Annotated in this window: 14 protein-coding genes; 6 read left to right on the plus strand and 8 right to left on the minus strand. The window is 60.0% G+C overall.

Features of this window, described 5'->3' with window-relative positions; genetic code table 11:
* Positions 1–5 precede the first annotated feature (5 nt).
* The 5 genes from tilS to folD all read left to right on the plus strand — a co-directional run bounded on the left by tilS (position 6) and on the right by folD (position 6,782).
* On the plus strand, positions 6–1,259 hold the full coding sequence (gene tilS / locus O4H53_RS25020) for a tRNA lysidine(34) synthetase TilS (protein WP_269367646.1): 1,254 nt from the start codon (positions 6–8) through the stop codon (positions 1,257–1,259).
* 104 nt (positions 1,260–1,363) lie between these two features.
* On the plus strand, positions 1,364–3,286 hold the full coding sequence (gene ftsH, locus O4H53_RS25025) for an ATP-dependent zinc metalloprotease FtsH (protein WP_114274642.1): 1,923 nt from the start codon (positions 1,364–1,366) through the stop codon (positions 3,284–3,286).
* Positions 3,287–3,398: 112 nt separating this feature from the next.
* Complete coding sequence (locus O4H53_RS25030) at positions 3,399–3,980, plus strand: MOSC domain-containing protein (RefSeq protein WP_269367647.1); 582 nt, start codon at positions 3,399–3,401, stop codon at positions 3,978–3,980.
* A gap of 141 nt (positions 3,981–4,121) precedes the next feature.
* Positions 4,122–5,798, plus strand: coding sequence for a formate--tetrahydrofolate ligase (locus O4H53_RS25035; protein ID WP_269367648.1), 1,677 nt, complete (start codon positions 4,122–4,124; stop codon positions 5,796–5,798).
* Between the two features lie 81 nt (positions 5,799–5,879).
* Entirely contained in the window at positions 5,880–6,782 is a 903-nt protein-coding gene (gene folD / locus O4H53_RS25040) for a bifunctional methylenetetrahydrofolate dehydrogenase/methenyltetrahydrofolate cyclohydrolase FolD (protein WP_269367649.1), read from the plus strand.
* A 24-nt stretch (positions 6,783–6,806) separates the two neighbouring features.
* Here folD and O4H53_RS25045 read toward each other — a convergent pair whose 3' ends face one another.
* On the minus strand, positions 6,807–7,211 hold the full coding sequence (locus O4H53_RS25045; RefSeq protein ID WP_269367650.1) for a DUF2306 domain-containing protein: 405 nt from the start codon (positions 7,209–7,211) through the stop codon (positions 6,807–6,809).
* Positions 7,212–7,325: 114 nt separating this feature from the next.
* On the opposite strand from O4H53_RS25045, the gene O4H53_RS25050 reads away from it, so the two are divergent.
* Positions 7,326–8,054 (plus strand): LytTR family DNA-binding domain-containing protein, encoded by a 729-nt coding sequence (locus O4H53_RS25050; RefSeq protein WP_269367651.1) that lies wholly within the window; start codon positions 7,326–7,328, stop codon positions 8,052–8,054.
* A 12-nt stretch (positions 8,055–8,066) separates the two neighbouring features.
* Here the strand turns inward: O4H53_RS25050 and O4H53_RS25055 are convergent, their stop codons facing one another.
* The 7 genes from O4H53_RS25055 to O4H53_RS25085 all read right to left on the minus strand — a co-directional run.
* Positions 8,067–8,486, minus strand: a complete 420-nt coding sequence (locus tag O4H53_RS25055; protein WP_269367652.1) for a PaaI family thioesterase — start codon at positions 8,484–8,486, stop codon at positions 8,067–8,069.
* An 8-nt stretch (positions 8,487–8,494) separates the two neighbouring features.
* Positions 8,495–9,157 (minus strand): ligase-associated DNA damage response endonuclease PdeM, encoded by a 663-nt coding sequence (gene pdeM / locus O4H53_RS25060; RefSeq protein ID WP_269367653.1) that lies wholly within the window; start codon positions 9,155–9,157, stop codon positions 8,495–8,497.
* 287 nt (positions 9,158–9,444) lie between these two features.
* Positions 9,445–9,921 carry a hypothetical protein gene (locus tag O4H53_RS25065; protein WP_269367654.1) on the minus strand — a complete coding sequence of 159 codons (477 nt, stop codon included), beginning with the start codon at positions 9,919–9,921 and terminating at the stop codon, positions 9,445–9,447.
* Positions 9,921–10,271 carry an STAS-like domain-containing protein gene (locus O4H53_RS25070; RefSeq protein WP_269367655.1) on the minus strand — a complete coding sequence of 117 codons (351 nt, stop codon included), beginning with the start codon at positions 10,269–10,271 and terminating at the stop codon, positions 9,921–9,923. The genes O4H53_RS25065 and O4H53_RS25070 overlap by 1 nt, the downstream gene beginning before the upstream one ends.
* A complete protein-coding gene (locus O4H53_RS25075) occupies positions 10,264–11,355 on the minus strand; it encodes a hypothetical protein (protein WP_269367656.1) in 1,092 nt (363 codons plus the stop codon). Before O4H53_RS25075 ends, O4H53_RS25070 begins: the two co-directional genes overlap by 8 nt.
* A gap of 98 nt (positions 11,356–11,453) precedes the next feature.
* Positions 11,454–12,263, minus strand: a complete 810-nt coding sequence (locus O4H53_RS25080; RefSeq protein ID WP_269367657.1) for a DNA adenine methylase — start codon at positions 12,261–12,263, stop codon at positions 11,454–11,456.
* Between the two features lie 193 nt (positions 12,264–12,456).
* Positions 12,457–12,654 (minus strand): hypothetical protein (locus O4H53_RS25085; RefSeq protein ID WP_269367658.1); only part of this gene is annotated, 198 nt, incomplete at its 5' end.

Here is a 12,654-nt window from a genome sequence, read left to right on the forward strand (position 1 = left end):
TGACCATGGCCTGGCTGACCCAGCAAGTGTCCAGCGCTTTCCTGCCCCATCCGCCGGACAGGGTTGCGGTCGCGGTTTCGGGCGGTGGCGATTCCATGGCGCTGCTGCATCTGATGCACGGATTTTGCAGGCTGCACGGATCGCGTCTTTTTGCTGTGACAGTGGATCATTGCCTCAGGCCGGAGGGAGCCGAGGAAGCCGAGGCTGTGGGTGCCTATTGCGCAACGCTTGGCGTGCCCCATGATATCCTGATCTGGGATGACTGGGATGGCATTGGCAATCTTCAGGCAGAGGCCCGCGATGCGCGTTATGAATGCGTATCGGATTGGGCAAAGGAGCGCGGAATCCGCACCGTCGCGGTGGGACATACCGCGGATGATCAGGCTGAAACGGTTCTGATGCGTCTTGCGCGCCGCGCCGGTGTGGATGGGTTGTCGTCAATTTCGCCCCGGATGTTACGCCATGGTATCCATTGGGTGCGGCCTTTGCTGTCTGTCACCCGTGAAGACCTGCGGAGCTACCTGCGCAGTCAACAGGTCAGCTGGGTAGAAGACCCGAGCAACGATGACACGAGTTTTGAACGCATCAGGGCACGCAACGCACTGGCAGAACTGGGCAAGCTGGGTATTGATGCAAGCGCTCTTGCCACCGTGGCCGAACAGATGCGTCAGGCGCGGGCTGCGTTGAACTGGCAGACCTTCCTTGCCGCCCGCGATATCGCACGTGTGGAGAAAGGTGCCATTGCACTGGATGAACGGCGGCTGCGGATCCAGCCTGAAGAAATTCAGCGCCGCCTGCTGGTTCATGCGCTGAGCTGGATCAGCGGCAATCCCTATCCGCCCCGACGGGCCGCTGTTGCCACGCTGATGGCGGCGCTGCGCCGGGGGCTGGCCTCGACGCTGGATGGGTGCCACGCCCTGCGCGAGAAAGAGAGCATCTGGGTGTTCCGCGAGCATAAGGCGGTGCAGGACCTGCGGGTGCCGGCGGGACAATTGTGGGATTCACGCTGGCGCGTCAAACCGGCCACTGAAGAGGCTGCCCGCCAGTGCCACTATGTGGCCGCGATGGGCCCGCAGGGGGTCGAGCAATGCGGAGATTGGCGTGCATCCGGGCTGCCGCTGCAGGCGGTCATGTCCTTGCCTGCCGTGTGGCAAGATGACGTCCTTCTTGCCGCCCCCCTTGTCCGACCGGACCAAAACTGGCATGCGGCACTGGAAGGTGGAGAAGAGACCTTCTTTGGCGGGCTATTATCGCATTGAATCTACTGTGATGATCCCTATCTTAGGTCAGTGTTCGATGAGACCATTCGACATGCGCAACTCAGCCTCGACAGGCGCAAATTGTTGTTATTAGGAGAACTTCCTTGGGAAATATGCGTAACCTCGCGTTTTGGGTCGTCTTGCTTTTGCTGGTGTTGGCGCTGTTCAACCTCTTCAGCGGCTCAAATAATGCCCTTCAGAGCAACGAAGTCACCTATTCCGAATTCGTAAGCTCGGTTGAAAAGGGCGAAGTGCGGAACGCCACCCTGGACGGAGAACAGGTCCGGTTTCGCAAGGCGGACGGGTCTGATTACGTCACGGTCAAACCCGAGGACGCAGAAATCACCAACCTGCTGATCAACAACAACGTGCCGATCAAGGTGCGGCCCCAGGAACAATCGGGCTTCCAGACGTTCCTGATGTCGCTGCTGCCCATCGCCTTGCTGATCGGTGTGTGGATCTATTTCATGAACCGGATGCAGGGCGGCGGCAAGGGCGGGGCAATGGGCTTTGGCAAGTCGAAGGCCAAGATGCTGACCGAGAAACATGGCCGGGTCACCTTTGACGACGTGGCAGGCATCGACGAGGCCAAGGAAGAACTTGAGGAAATCGTCGAGTTCCTGCGCAATCCGCAAAAATTCAGCCGCCTTGGCGGCAAGATCCCCAAGGGCGCGCTGCTGGTCGGCCCTCCGGGCACAGGTAAGACACTGCTGGCGCGCGCCATTGCGGGCGAGGCGGGCGTGCCTTTCTTCACGATTTCTGGTTCCGACTTTGTCGAGATGTTTGTGGGTGTCGGCGCGAGCCGTGTCCGTGACATGTTCGAACAGGCGAAAAAGAACGCGCCCTGTATCGTCTTCATCGACGAGATCGACGCCGTGGGCCGCCATCGTGGCGCAGGCTATGGCGGCGGTAACGATGAGCGTGAACAGACGCTGAACCAGTTGCTGGTCGAGATGGACGGTTTTGAGGCCAACGAGGGTGTGATCATCCTGGCCGCCACCAACCGCCGCGACGTGCTGGACCCCGCGCTGCTGCGTCCGGGCCGTTTCGACCGTCAGGTCACCGTGCCGAACCCCGACATCAAGGGCCGCGAGAAGATCCTTGGCGTTCATGCCCGCAAGACGCCACTTGGCCCCGACGTCGACCTGCGCATCATCGCGCGCGGCACGCCCGGGTTCTCGGGTGCGGACCTCGCCAACCTGGTGAACGAGGCGGCGCTGATGGCCGCACGTGTGGGTCGGCGTTTCGTGACCATGATCGACTTCGAGCAGGCCAAGGACAAGGTCATGATGGGGCCTGAACGCCGCAGCATGGTCATGACCGCCGAACAAAAGGAAATGACAGCCTACCATGAGGCCGGTCATGCGCTGGTCGGCATGTCGCTGCCGAAATGCGATCCGGTCTACAAGGCCACGATCATCCCGCGCGGCGGTGCGCTTGGCATGGTGATGAGCCTGCCCGAAATGGACCGCCTGAACATGTTCAAGGACGAATGCCACCAGCGCCTGGCCATGACCATGGCGGGCAAGGCTGCGGAAATCCACAAATATGGGCCAGAGGCCGTGTCCAACGGCCCGGCCGGCGACATCCAGCAGGCCAGCGCGCTGGCCCGCGCGATGGTTCTCCAGTGGGGCATGTCCGACAAGGTCGGCAACATCGACTATTCCGAAGCCGCGCAGGGCTATCAGGGCAATACGGCGGGTTTCTCCGTCTCTGCCAACACCAAGGAACTGGTGGAGAAAGAGGTCCAGAAGTTCATTCAGGACGGCTATGAATGGGCGAAGAAGATCATTTCCGAGAATGAGGAAAAATTCGAGCGTCTCGCCCAGGGCCTGCTGGAATACGAGACCCTGACCGGGGATGAGATCAAGCGCGTGATGGACGGGCTGCCGCCCTCCGACGAAAATGACGAGAGCGGCCCGGACGAGGGCAACGCCCCCAGTGTCACCGCGATTCCCAAGGCCAAGGGCAAGGGCAAGAAACTGCCCCCCGCGGATGGCGGTCTGGAACCGGAACCGACCACCTGATCACAACCGCTGATCATGGCGTAACAGAATGTCATAAGGCCCCGCCACGGCGGGGTCTTTTCTTTTGCGCAGGGTCTGACCAAAGTGGCGGCGACCATAAGGAGCCTTGACCATGCCTGAACTACTGCCCACCGATCATACCGCGACCATCGTCTGGATGGGGATGGTGCCGCAGGACCGCAGCGATATCCGGTCACAGGAAATCGACCGCGCCCGCGCCACCTATGCCGGGTTTGCAGGCGATTTCCACGCGGGGCTCGCCAGACCATCCTGCGTGCGGGTGAAATCGCAGTATCCACAGGGCACCGAGATCCGCAACACGCGGCAGTTTTCGATCCTGTCGGCAGAGGAACTGGCCGAGATCGCCGCTGAGATCGGCGTCGACAAGCTGGACCCCCGGCTTTTGGGAGCGTCGATCGTGGTGCAGGGCATTGCCGACTTTACCCATATCCCGCCCGCGTCGCGGTTGCAGTCGCCCTCCGGCACCACCCTGACCGTCGACATGCTGAACGGCCCCTGCAACCTGCCAGCGCGCGAGATCGAAAAGGAAGCGCCGGGGCATGGCAAGGGGTTCAAGGCGGCAGCGATGGGACGCAGGGGCGTCACCGCCTGGGTGGAGCGCGAAGGCGACCTGGCCATCGGCGATACCTTGCGTCTGCATGTGCCGGGGCAGCGGGCCTGGGCGCTCCTTTAGCGACGATCGTTTCCAAAAAGAAACGGTTTATCGGTCCACCGCCGCATCGGGTGGTGGAAATGTCGGAATTGCGACCTGTGGTCCGGACGATTGCACGATAAGAGGGGCAAACGGCACATCGGTCTTTAGGGGAACCCTCACATGGCTTACAAATCCGACATCGAAATCGCACGCGCAGCGAACAAACGCCCCATCCAGGAGATTGGTGAGAAGCTTGGGATCGGCAGCAAGGACCTGCTGCCCTATGGCCATGACAAAGCGAAGGTCAGCCAGACATTCATCGACAGCGTCCAGGGCAACAAGAACGGCAAGCTGATCCTGGTGACAGCGATCAACCCGACCCCTGCGGGTGAGGGCAAGACCACTACCACAGTGGGTCTGGGTGACGGGCTGAACCGGATCGGCAAGAAGGCCGCGGTCTGCATCCGCGAAGCCTCGCTTGGGCCGAACTTCGGGATGAAGGGCGGGGCGGCCGGCGGCGGCTATGCCCAGATCGTGCCGATGGAAGAAATGAACCTGCATTTCACCGGCGACTTCCACGCCATCACCAGCGCGCATTCGCTGCTGTCGGCGATGATCGACAACCACATCTACTGGGGCAACGAGCTGGAAATCGACACCCGCCGCGTCGTCTGGCGCCGGGTCGTGGACATGAACGACCGCGCGCTGCGCCAGATCACCACCTCGCTGGGCGGGGTCGCCAACGGCTTCCCGCGCGAAGCGGGCTTCGACATCACCGTGGCCTCCGAAGTCATGGCGATCCTCTGCCTTGCCAAGAACCTTACAGATCTGCAGGAACGTCTGGGCAACATGATTGTCGCCTACCGCCGCGACAAGTCGCCGGTCTTTGCCCGTGACATCAAGGCGGACGGCGCGATGACAGTCCTGCTGAAGGACGCGATGCAGCCGAACCTGGTGCAGACGCTTGAGAACAACCCGGCCTTCGTGCACGGCGGCCCCTTCGCCAATATCGCGCATGGCTGCAACTCGGTCATTGCGACGACAACCGCGCTGAAACTGGCGGATTACGTGGTGACCGAAGCGGGCTTTGGTGCCGATCTGGGGGCCGAGAAGTTCCTGAACATCAAGTGCCGCAAGGCGGGTCTTTCGCCCTCTGCCGTGGTGGTTGTGGCAACTGTCCGCGCGATGAAGATGAACGGCGGCGTCGCCAAGGCCGATCTGGGCGTCGAGAATGTCGAAGCCGTGAAATCGGGCTGCGCCAACCTGGGCCGCCACATCGAGAACGTGAAGAGCTTTGGCGTGCCGGTGGTGGTGGCGATCAACCACTTCGTCACCGATACCGATGCCGAAGTGCAGGCGGTCAAGGACTACGTGGCCAGCCAGGGCTCCGAAGCGGTGCTGTCCCGGCATTGGGAACTGGGCTCCGAAGGCTCTGCCGATCTGGCAACCAAGGTTGTCGAGACAATCGAGAAGGGCGAGGCGAATTTCGCACCGATCTATCCCGATGAGATGAGCCTTGCGGACAAGATCAACACCATCGCCACCAAGATCTATCGCGCCGACGAGGCGGTGATGGACGGCAAGATCCGCGCCCAGCTGAAGGAATGGGAAGATCAGGGCTATGGCAACCTGCCGGTCTGCATGGCCAAGACGCAATACAGCTTTACCACCGATCCCGAGCGGCGCGGCGCGCCCACCGGTTTCGACATCCCGGTGCGCGAAGTGCGCCTCTCTGCGGGTGCCGGTTTTGTGGTGGCGATCTGCGGTGAGATCATGACCATGCCCGGCCTGCCACGGGTGCCTTCGGCCGAGAACATCCGTTTGAACGCCGACGGCGACGTCGAAGGCTTGTTCTGATCAAGAGTGGTGCGCAGTAAATGCGCACCCTACGAAACCCTTGTAGGGTGCGCATTTACTGCGCACCTCAGGAAAGATAACATGACTGCAATGATCATCGACGGAAAAGAATTCGCCGCCCGCGTGCGGGCCAAGGTGGCCGGGCATGTGACCCGTTTGAAGGATCAGCACGGCATCACGCCCGGTCTGGCAGTGGTGCTGGTGGGCGAGGATCCGGCCAGCCAGGTCTATGTCCGCTCCAAGGGCAAGATGACCGTCGAGGTCGGCATGAAATCGATCGAGCACAAGCTGGAGGCCGACACTTCGGAGGCGGAGCTTCTGGAGCTGATCGACCGGCTGAACAACGATCCGGAAATCCACGGTATCCTGGTGCAACTGCCCCTGCCGAAGCATCTGGACGAGGATCTGGTCATCAACTCGATCAGCCCGGCCAAGGATGTGGACGGTTTCCACATCTCCAACGTCGGGCTGCTGGGCACGGGACAGAAAAGCATGGTGCCCTGCACGCCGCTGGGCTGCCTGATGATGCTGCGGGATCATCACGGATCACTCTCCGGCATGGATGCGGTGGTGATCGGACGCTCCAACATCGTGGGCAAACCGATGGCTCAGCTTCTGCTGGGCGACAGCTGCACCGTGACCATCGCCCATTCGCGGACAAAGGATCTGGCCGATGTCGTGCGCCGCGCCGACATCGTAGTCGCCGCTGTGGGCCGCCCCGAAATGGTGCCGGGCGACTGGATCAAGGAAGGCGCCACCGTGATCGACGTGGGCATCAACCGGCTGGACGCGCCGGAAAAGGGCGAGGGCAAGACCCGGCTCGTGGGCGATGTGGATTATGACAGCTGCGCCGCGCGTGCGGGGGCGATCACCCCGGTGCCGGGTGGCGTCGGCCCGATGACCATCGCCTGCCTGCTGGCCAATACAGTGACGGCCTGTTGCCGGGCCAACGGGCTGGATGAGCCCGAGGGCCTGACCGCCTGAGGGCATCACACCCGGGGTCAGACCCTAGGAGGCCACACCAAAGACCACCGCATGCATGATCCGGCCGGGCAATAGAGTGAAGCCTCCCGCGATGATCAGCGCACCAAAGACCAGCGTCCGCATGATGCGGGCATGTGTGCCCCGGTCGTGCCGCCGCGCGGCCCGCACCCCGAGAACCAGACTGACCAGCGTGACGACCGACAGGATGTGGATCGGGCCGAAGGGTCCGATCCAGCGTATCTGATTGATCCAGAAACTGGACAGCGCCACGGCAGCCATCATCAGAACCCAGGTCCAGCCGAGGGTGCGGTGCAGGGGGCTGCCCTTGCGCAGGGTGAGGATGCATGCGGTCAGCACTACTGCGGCCAGCGCCAGAAAGGCATGGATCTGAATGACAGCAGGGGCGGCGAAAAGCGGATCGAATGACATGGTAAACCTTGTGTTTTGACGGGTTGCCTTTGCATGGCAGGATGGCCCATTCAGACACAGTGGAATTACGTGAAGCGCAGTGCTGCTTCGTGAATGGCAAAGAGAAGGCGGCAGATGCATCTGACGCATCGCGAGTGGCAAAGGCTTGGTTTCCTGGTGGCTTTATGGCTGCTGGTGACACTGCTTTGTGCCGTTGCGGGCCCCTTCGGCACCCATGAAGCGCTGGGTTTTGCGGGCCGCGCCGCCTATTGGGCGGGGGTCGTGGCGCTGTCGATCCTCTGCACCACGTTGCTGCGGCGGTTCGTGCCTGACAGCCTGCCGCGCAAGATTGCCTTCTGGTCCGTCTTTGCGCTGGTGCTGGCCACCTTGATCCATGGGATCAACTCTATTGTCTTTGGCGGACAGGTGGGCGGAGGCCTTGGATACATGATCGCCATTGTCGGCGCGACGGTGCTGGTGGCGAACGGTCTGGTCTATCTTGCACGCAGGTGGCTGGCCAACCCGCAGCCGACAGAGGCACCCGCCGACCCCGCCGCCTTGTTTCTGCGCCGTCTTCCGCTTGAACTGCGCGGTCCGCTGGTGCGGATCGAGGCGCAGGACCATTACCTCAAGATCGTGACGGCGCGGGGCAGCACCCTGATCCTGATGCGGCTTGGCGAGGCTGTCGAAGCGCTGGACGGGGTGCGGGGCCTGCAAACCCATCGCTCCCATTGGGTCAGCCTGGATGCGGTCACCGCCCATCGGCGCGTGCAGGGGCGGGATGTACTGTTGATGTCGGATGGTGCCGAAGTTCCTGTCGCGCGGGGCAAACGCGACGCGGCAAGACAGGCGGGCTTGTTCTGACCCGGTAAGGGGTCAGATCGGCACAGGCACCATTGTGCCTTGCAGGATGGCGATGCGCTTTTGCCTGCCATCCGTTTCCGCAAAAACTTCCGCTGTCACAACGCAAAGCCGCTTGCCGGGTTTCACCACCTTGCCAATGGCAAACAGGCGGTCGCCGCGCGCCGGGGCCAGCAGGTTGATCTTGATCTCGGCGGTGACGACCTCATTGTCCATCGGCAACACCGACAGCGCCGCATAGCCCGCAGCAGTATCGCCCAAGGCAAAGGTCAGCGCCGCATGGCCGAAGCCCTGCTGTTGCCGTGCGCCCGGCAGGATCGGGGCCGAAATGCGGATCTCGCCGCTGGCCACCGCATCAAGGGAAGCCCCCAGCGTGGCCATCATGCTTTGCGCGGCAAAGCTGTCGCGGATGCGCTGAACGGCTTCTGGTGACATCGGGTATCCTATCTTGGCATGGGGATGGCGAGGGGGGTCTTGCCGGTCAGGATGGCGCGGGCTTCGGGGCGCATCAAGGCGCAAAGCACCTCGGTGTGACTGTGCAATCCGCCGGTATAGGTGCCATAGGCGGGCAGGATCAGACGGTCGCTGTCATGCAGGAAGGCAGGCCGGGTGATGCGGGTGTTGCGGGTGCTGACGCTGGCCTTGGGATGGTAATGGCCCGACACTTCGCCGCTGGCACCAGCCTGGGCGATATGGCGAAAGGTCAGCGGCGCCAGGGGCAGTTCCACCAGATGACTGCCGCCAAGGTCCATCGGGCCGGGGTCATGGTTGCCCTCGATCCAGATCCAGCGCCGCCCCGCCTGCAGCCGCGCGATCCACAGCCGTTCCTCCTCGGGCAGGGCGCGGGCCGCCTGCGCATCATCAAAGCTGTCGCCAAGGCAGACCACCGTCCGCGCCCCTGACAGCGCAAGGTCAGCGGCCAGCCGGGTCAGCGTGTCGCGGGTGTCATAGGGCGGCAGCGCAGCCCCGCCGCGCCGGGCGATCCGCTCGGATTTGCCAAGATGCAGATCGCTGATACAGAGCAGGCTTTGCTCCGGCCACCAGAGCGCCCCGGACCCCAGCGCGGTCAGCTGCGTGCCGGAAAGGGTGAAGTCACATCCGTTCATCCTTTGTTCATGTTTTAAATGACCCGGTTTGGCAAGGGGGCGGATGAAGGTGTTTGGATTGTAGCGTGACGCGAAAATCTGCAGTGATTTACAGAGATATTTGCAGCAAACGGTTTTGAGGTTTTGACCAGAGGCGCTGCGTCTTTCAGCTTGAGATCAGTCGACTGCGCCGTTCGGACGTCTTCCTGCCGGTGTGTACGGGTGCCACCGAGGACAGTGGGCACCTCAAATGGCATGCTGCACCAAATTTAATCTAGGAAAAGCCCCTAACCCAATGGTCTAGGTTTCTAGCCGAACCAGTAGGGACGAAGCTTTCTCCTACAGGTTTTCACTTTGTCTTCCAAAGCAACGCCACATAGCTGAATTTTCCTCAACCGCTCCATATCGGCGGTCCGCTTGTTCGTTCCAAAATCTCCGCCGGTCACCGCTTCGTCAAAGCGATCAAGTTCAAGAACACAAGCTTCGAGCAGTTTTTCTCTGCCATCAAAGAGTCCAGAGATGAGCGCAGTCAGTTGAGCGATCTGCCCAGACAACATGGCCTCGAGCCCCTTGTCGCTTGGAAGGGCGGCGTCTCGACTCCAATACCCTAAAGCAATACTCGATGTGGATTCCGTGGTTTCACGGATGCGACTGACATCTTCACTGCGTTCTTTCTCACGGGTTGATGCTTTTGAAATGTATGCGTCGAAGAAGGCCGTCGCTATTTTGGCAATTACGAAGCCAAAAGCCGACGCTAGGACCGTCGATCCAAAAGCTTGCAACATCAGCCCGGTTGCTTCTCGCCAGCACTTACCACTTGGGCAGCGCGGTCTATATGTTCCCAGATTTTTCCAATGTACCTGCTGAACCCAGGTTGACCAGCTCTAAAATCAAACCGTTCGCGAATCGTTGATGCGGAGATACCAGCTCGAACAAGCCCCCCAAATGCCTCTTCAAGAAAGGAGGAAGGATACCCGGGCGCGCCATCTAGATCGATGATAACACGGGCTCCACGTTGAATGGCTGGCATCAGGAATTTGTCCCTAAATGTGGTGCCGTTCCCAGGACCATCTTCAGGATATCGTCCAGCTGGGTATGGATGAAAATCAGTTACGACCTTCAAAACTTCACTCATTTTGGTTGTCTCCAATGCGGGGATCTGCGGGCAAGCACCATTCGATCAACGTTCCGCCAACGTGCCTAGACAGCTCTTTAAGCTCCATGTCTCCGTCTCTCCTATATAGCATCTCTCCGCTCCCGCTCAAGATGCGTACACGCCCCCCTGAAGTTTGGGACACCGGCGACAAAACGTCGGCTAAGCCTTGGCCCCTTCCGTTTTCTCTGTTCTTAGAGGTACGTGAGACTTCTATCGCGGCGGCAATCATCCGCGCATCTTGCTTAACAATTTGTGAAGTGACAGCTCCTACCGAGAGCTTTTCTCGCAACTCTTCCCATAGAGTCCACTTTGGCAAAGTCTGTGGGATACCCACCCCCTGATCAATAACAACAAAGCGAATTTCTTTTTTTTCTGCTGAGTAGCTCGCGGCTGCCCACCACGCCCCTATGAAAGCTCGAAATCTGTATGTCTCGGTTTCAGGATACGCGTGGTCATTAACATTGAGGGTAGCTTCCACCATCGCGTCGTACACGTAAGAAGAATGGTTGAAAAAATCTGCTACGCCATGGAGCTCATTTATCAACTTCCCGATACGTTCTGGCTGGAAACTGAACCCGACGCGCATTTTGAGGAGGCTAAACTCGTCGGTGAACAGGTTGTCCGGGAAAGCCAGATCGAAGTTAATTCCAAACAGTGAGAAAAAGCCCAGGTCATCGAGTTTAGCCGCGACCTTCAGGTCCCAGTCCATCAAATTTTTGGGAACAATTCTCAGTTGCCGGTTTCGGGGGCGCTCAAGTGATAAGACACGATCAATCTCTGAAGAAAGGACAAGAACTGCCGCCAAAGCGGCGTCCTCAACATCTGTAAGGTCAATCTCGATTTTTAATGGCTTAACTGTATATGAATGGCCAATTTCCTTAATCTTTGAAATGGCTTCGATAGTTCCAGAATAGTTTCGCGATAAGCTGAAAATCTTGGGAAACTTAACAGTGTAGAGTTCATCGGTGATATATGTGAAGTACCGACGACGAATATACGCCCGCTCCCGAAAGAGCTGAATGCGTCTATTCCGCTCTCGTTGTTTGGCACTGAGCTTCTTCATCTTTCGTTTGCTACTGCCCCAATCCAGGTACTTATTGTGCGTATGTAACCACAGCAATTCGGGGCAGGAGTCCAGAGTCAATATCGGCTTGGTATCTGTCAGAAATTGCTTATCAGCACCTCGCCCCGCTTCCCACTCCCCTGATCCTGCTGTCCGATCGAATACGTCGTCTCCACCGCCTCGATCGTGAACGCCGCGAATATCTCTCTGACCTCAGGCATATCATTCAAGGACAGCAGGAACTTCCCCTGAATCGCGGCAAGTTGCTCCGCCATTCTGCTGAAGTCATCACGGTTGAACATCGCCTTTCCGTAGTCGTCCTCGCAGCCCCAGTAGGGCGGATCGAGGTAGAACAGCGTGCCAGGGCCGTCATAGCGGCGGATGAACTCCGCATAATCGAGGCACTCGATCACCACGCCAGACAACCGGGAATGCAGATCTTCAAGCATGGGCTCCAACGTCGTGAGATTGAACCGGGCTGGCCGATCCTTCGCCACACCAAAATTGCGGCCCGACACCTTTCCGCCAAACGCGGTGCGCTGCAGATAGAGGAACCGGGCCGCGCGCTCGAGGTCGGTCAGCGTCTCCGGTCGGGTGTCGACCAGGCGCAGAAATTCAACCCGCGTGGTCAGTTGGAAACGTAGCAGCTCGAGGAACTGCGGATAGTGCCGCTGGAGGATTCGGAAGAGGTTGGCGACGTCTCGGCCGTAATCGTTGATCACCTCGGCCCAGGGACGCATGGAGCGCCGCAGGAACACGCCTCCCATGCCCACAAAGGGCTCGGCATAGGTGGTGTGCGGGGTGGCGTCCAGAATGGCGGTGATGCGCTTGGCGAGGTTGCGTTTTCCGCCCACCCAAGGCGCGACAGGGAGGGTCTTTTCAACGGGGGTTAAAACAGGGGTTTTCATAGGATGTAGAATCGCCTCAAGAAGGCCTTACCCTGAAAAAGGGTAGGGAGCGGCCATAAGGCTTTAGCTGGTCGGCGGGGGCCAGGTGTTAGAACTTTTGCCCCGTGTCGTTGGGTGTTTGCGCACCCAGCGGCCTCCCGATCAGGGAAGGCCGCGGTGTTTAATCAGATCAGCGTGATGTCGGTGGCCCCACTCAGAACGTGACGCCCTTGGCCTCAGCGATGGTCTGCATATAGGCCATGTGGGCTTGTGCTTCTGTTTCAGTAAACGTCCTGGCATAGGCAGCGACGGCATAGACATGCGCGATAGTCGACGCTGCCGAACGGGTTGCAGTGTGCGGCCAAACGCCGATCTCCAAATTGCCCCGATTGGTCACGCCGTCATAAAACGT

Origin of the sequence: Sulfitobacter sp. G21635-S1, assembly GCF_027213915.1 — a bacterium.
Classification (GTDB): Bacteria; Pseudomonadota; Alphaproteobacteria; order Rhodobacterales; family Rhodobacteraceae; genus Sulfitobacter.

Excerpts from the sequence above, each read along its gene's own strand:
- O4H53_RS25070 (WP_269367655.1), bottom strand. The coding sequence starts at position 10,271 with ATGAGTGAAGTTTTGAAGGTCGTAACTGATTTTCATCCATACCCAGCT.
- pdeM (WP_269367653.1), bottom strand. The coding sequence starts at position 9,157 with ATGAACGGATGTGACTTCACCCTTTCCGGCACGCAGCTGACCGCGCTG.
- tilS (WP_269367646.1), top strand. The coding sequence starts at position 6 with ATGGCCTGGCTGACCCAGCAAGTGTCCAGCGCTTTCCTGCCCCATCCG.
- O4H53_RS25080 (WP_269367657.1), bottom strand. The coding sequence starts at position 12,263 with ATGAAAACCCCTGTTTTAACCCCCGTTGAAAAGACCCTCCCTGTCGCG.
- O4H53_RS25065 (WP_269367654.1), bottom strand. The coding sequence starts at position 9,921 with ATGTTGCAAGCTTTTGGATCGACGGTCCTAGCGTCGGCTTTTGGCTTC.
- folD (WP_269367649.1), top strand. The coding sequence starts at position 5,880 with ATGACTGCAATGATCATCGACGGAAAAGAATTCGCCGCCCGCGTGCGG.
- O4H53_RS25050 (WP_269367651.1), top strand. The coding sequence starts at position 7,326 with ATGCATCTGACGCATCGCGAGTGGCAAAGGCTTGGTTTCCTGGTGGCT.
- O4H53_RS25055 (WP_269367652.1), bottom strand. The coding sequence starts at position 8,486 with ATGTCACCAGAAGCCGTTCAGCGCATCCGCGACAGCTTTGCCGCGCAA.
- O4H53_RS25030 (WP_269367647.1), top strand. The coding sequence starts at position 3,399 with ATGCCTGAACTACTGCCCACCGATCATACCGCGACCATCGTCTGGATG.
- O4H53_RS25045 (WP_269367650.1), bottom strand. The coding sequence starts at position 7,211 with ATGTCATTCGATCCGCTTTTCGCCGCCCCTGCTGTCATTCAGATCCAT.
- O4H53_RS25075 (WP_269367656.1), bottom strand. The coding sequence starts at position 11,355 with ATGAAGAAGCTCAGTGCCAAACAACGAGAGCGGAATAGACGCATTCAG.
- O4H53_RS25035 (WP_269367648.1), top strand. The coding sequence starts at position 4,122 with ATGGCTTACAAATCCGACATCGAAATCGCACGCGCAGCGAACAAACGC.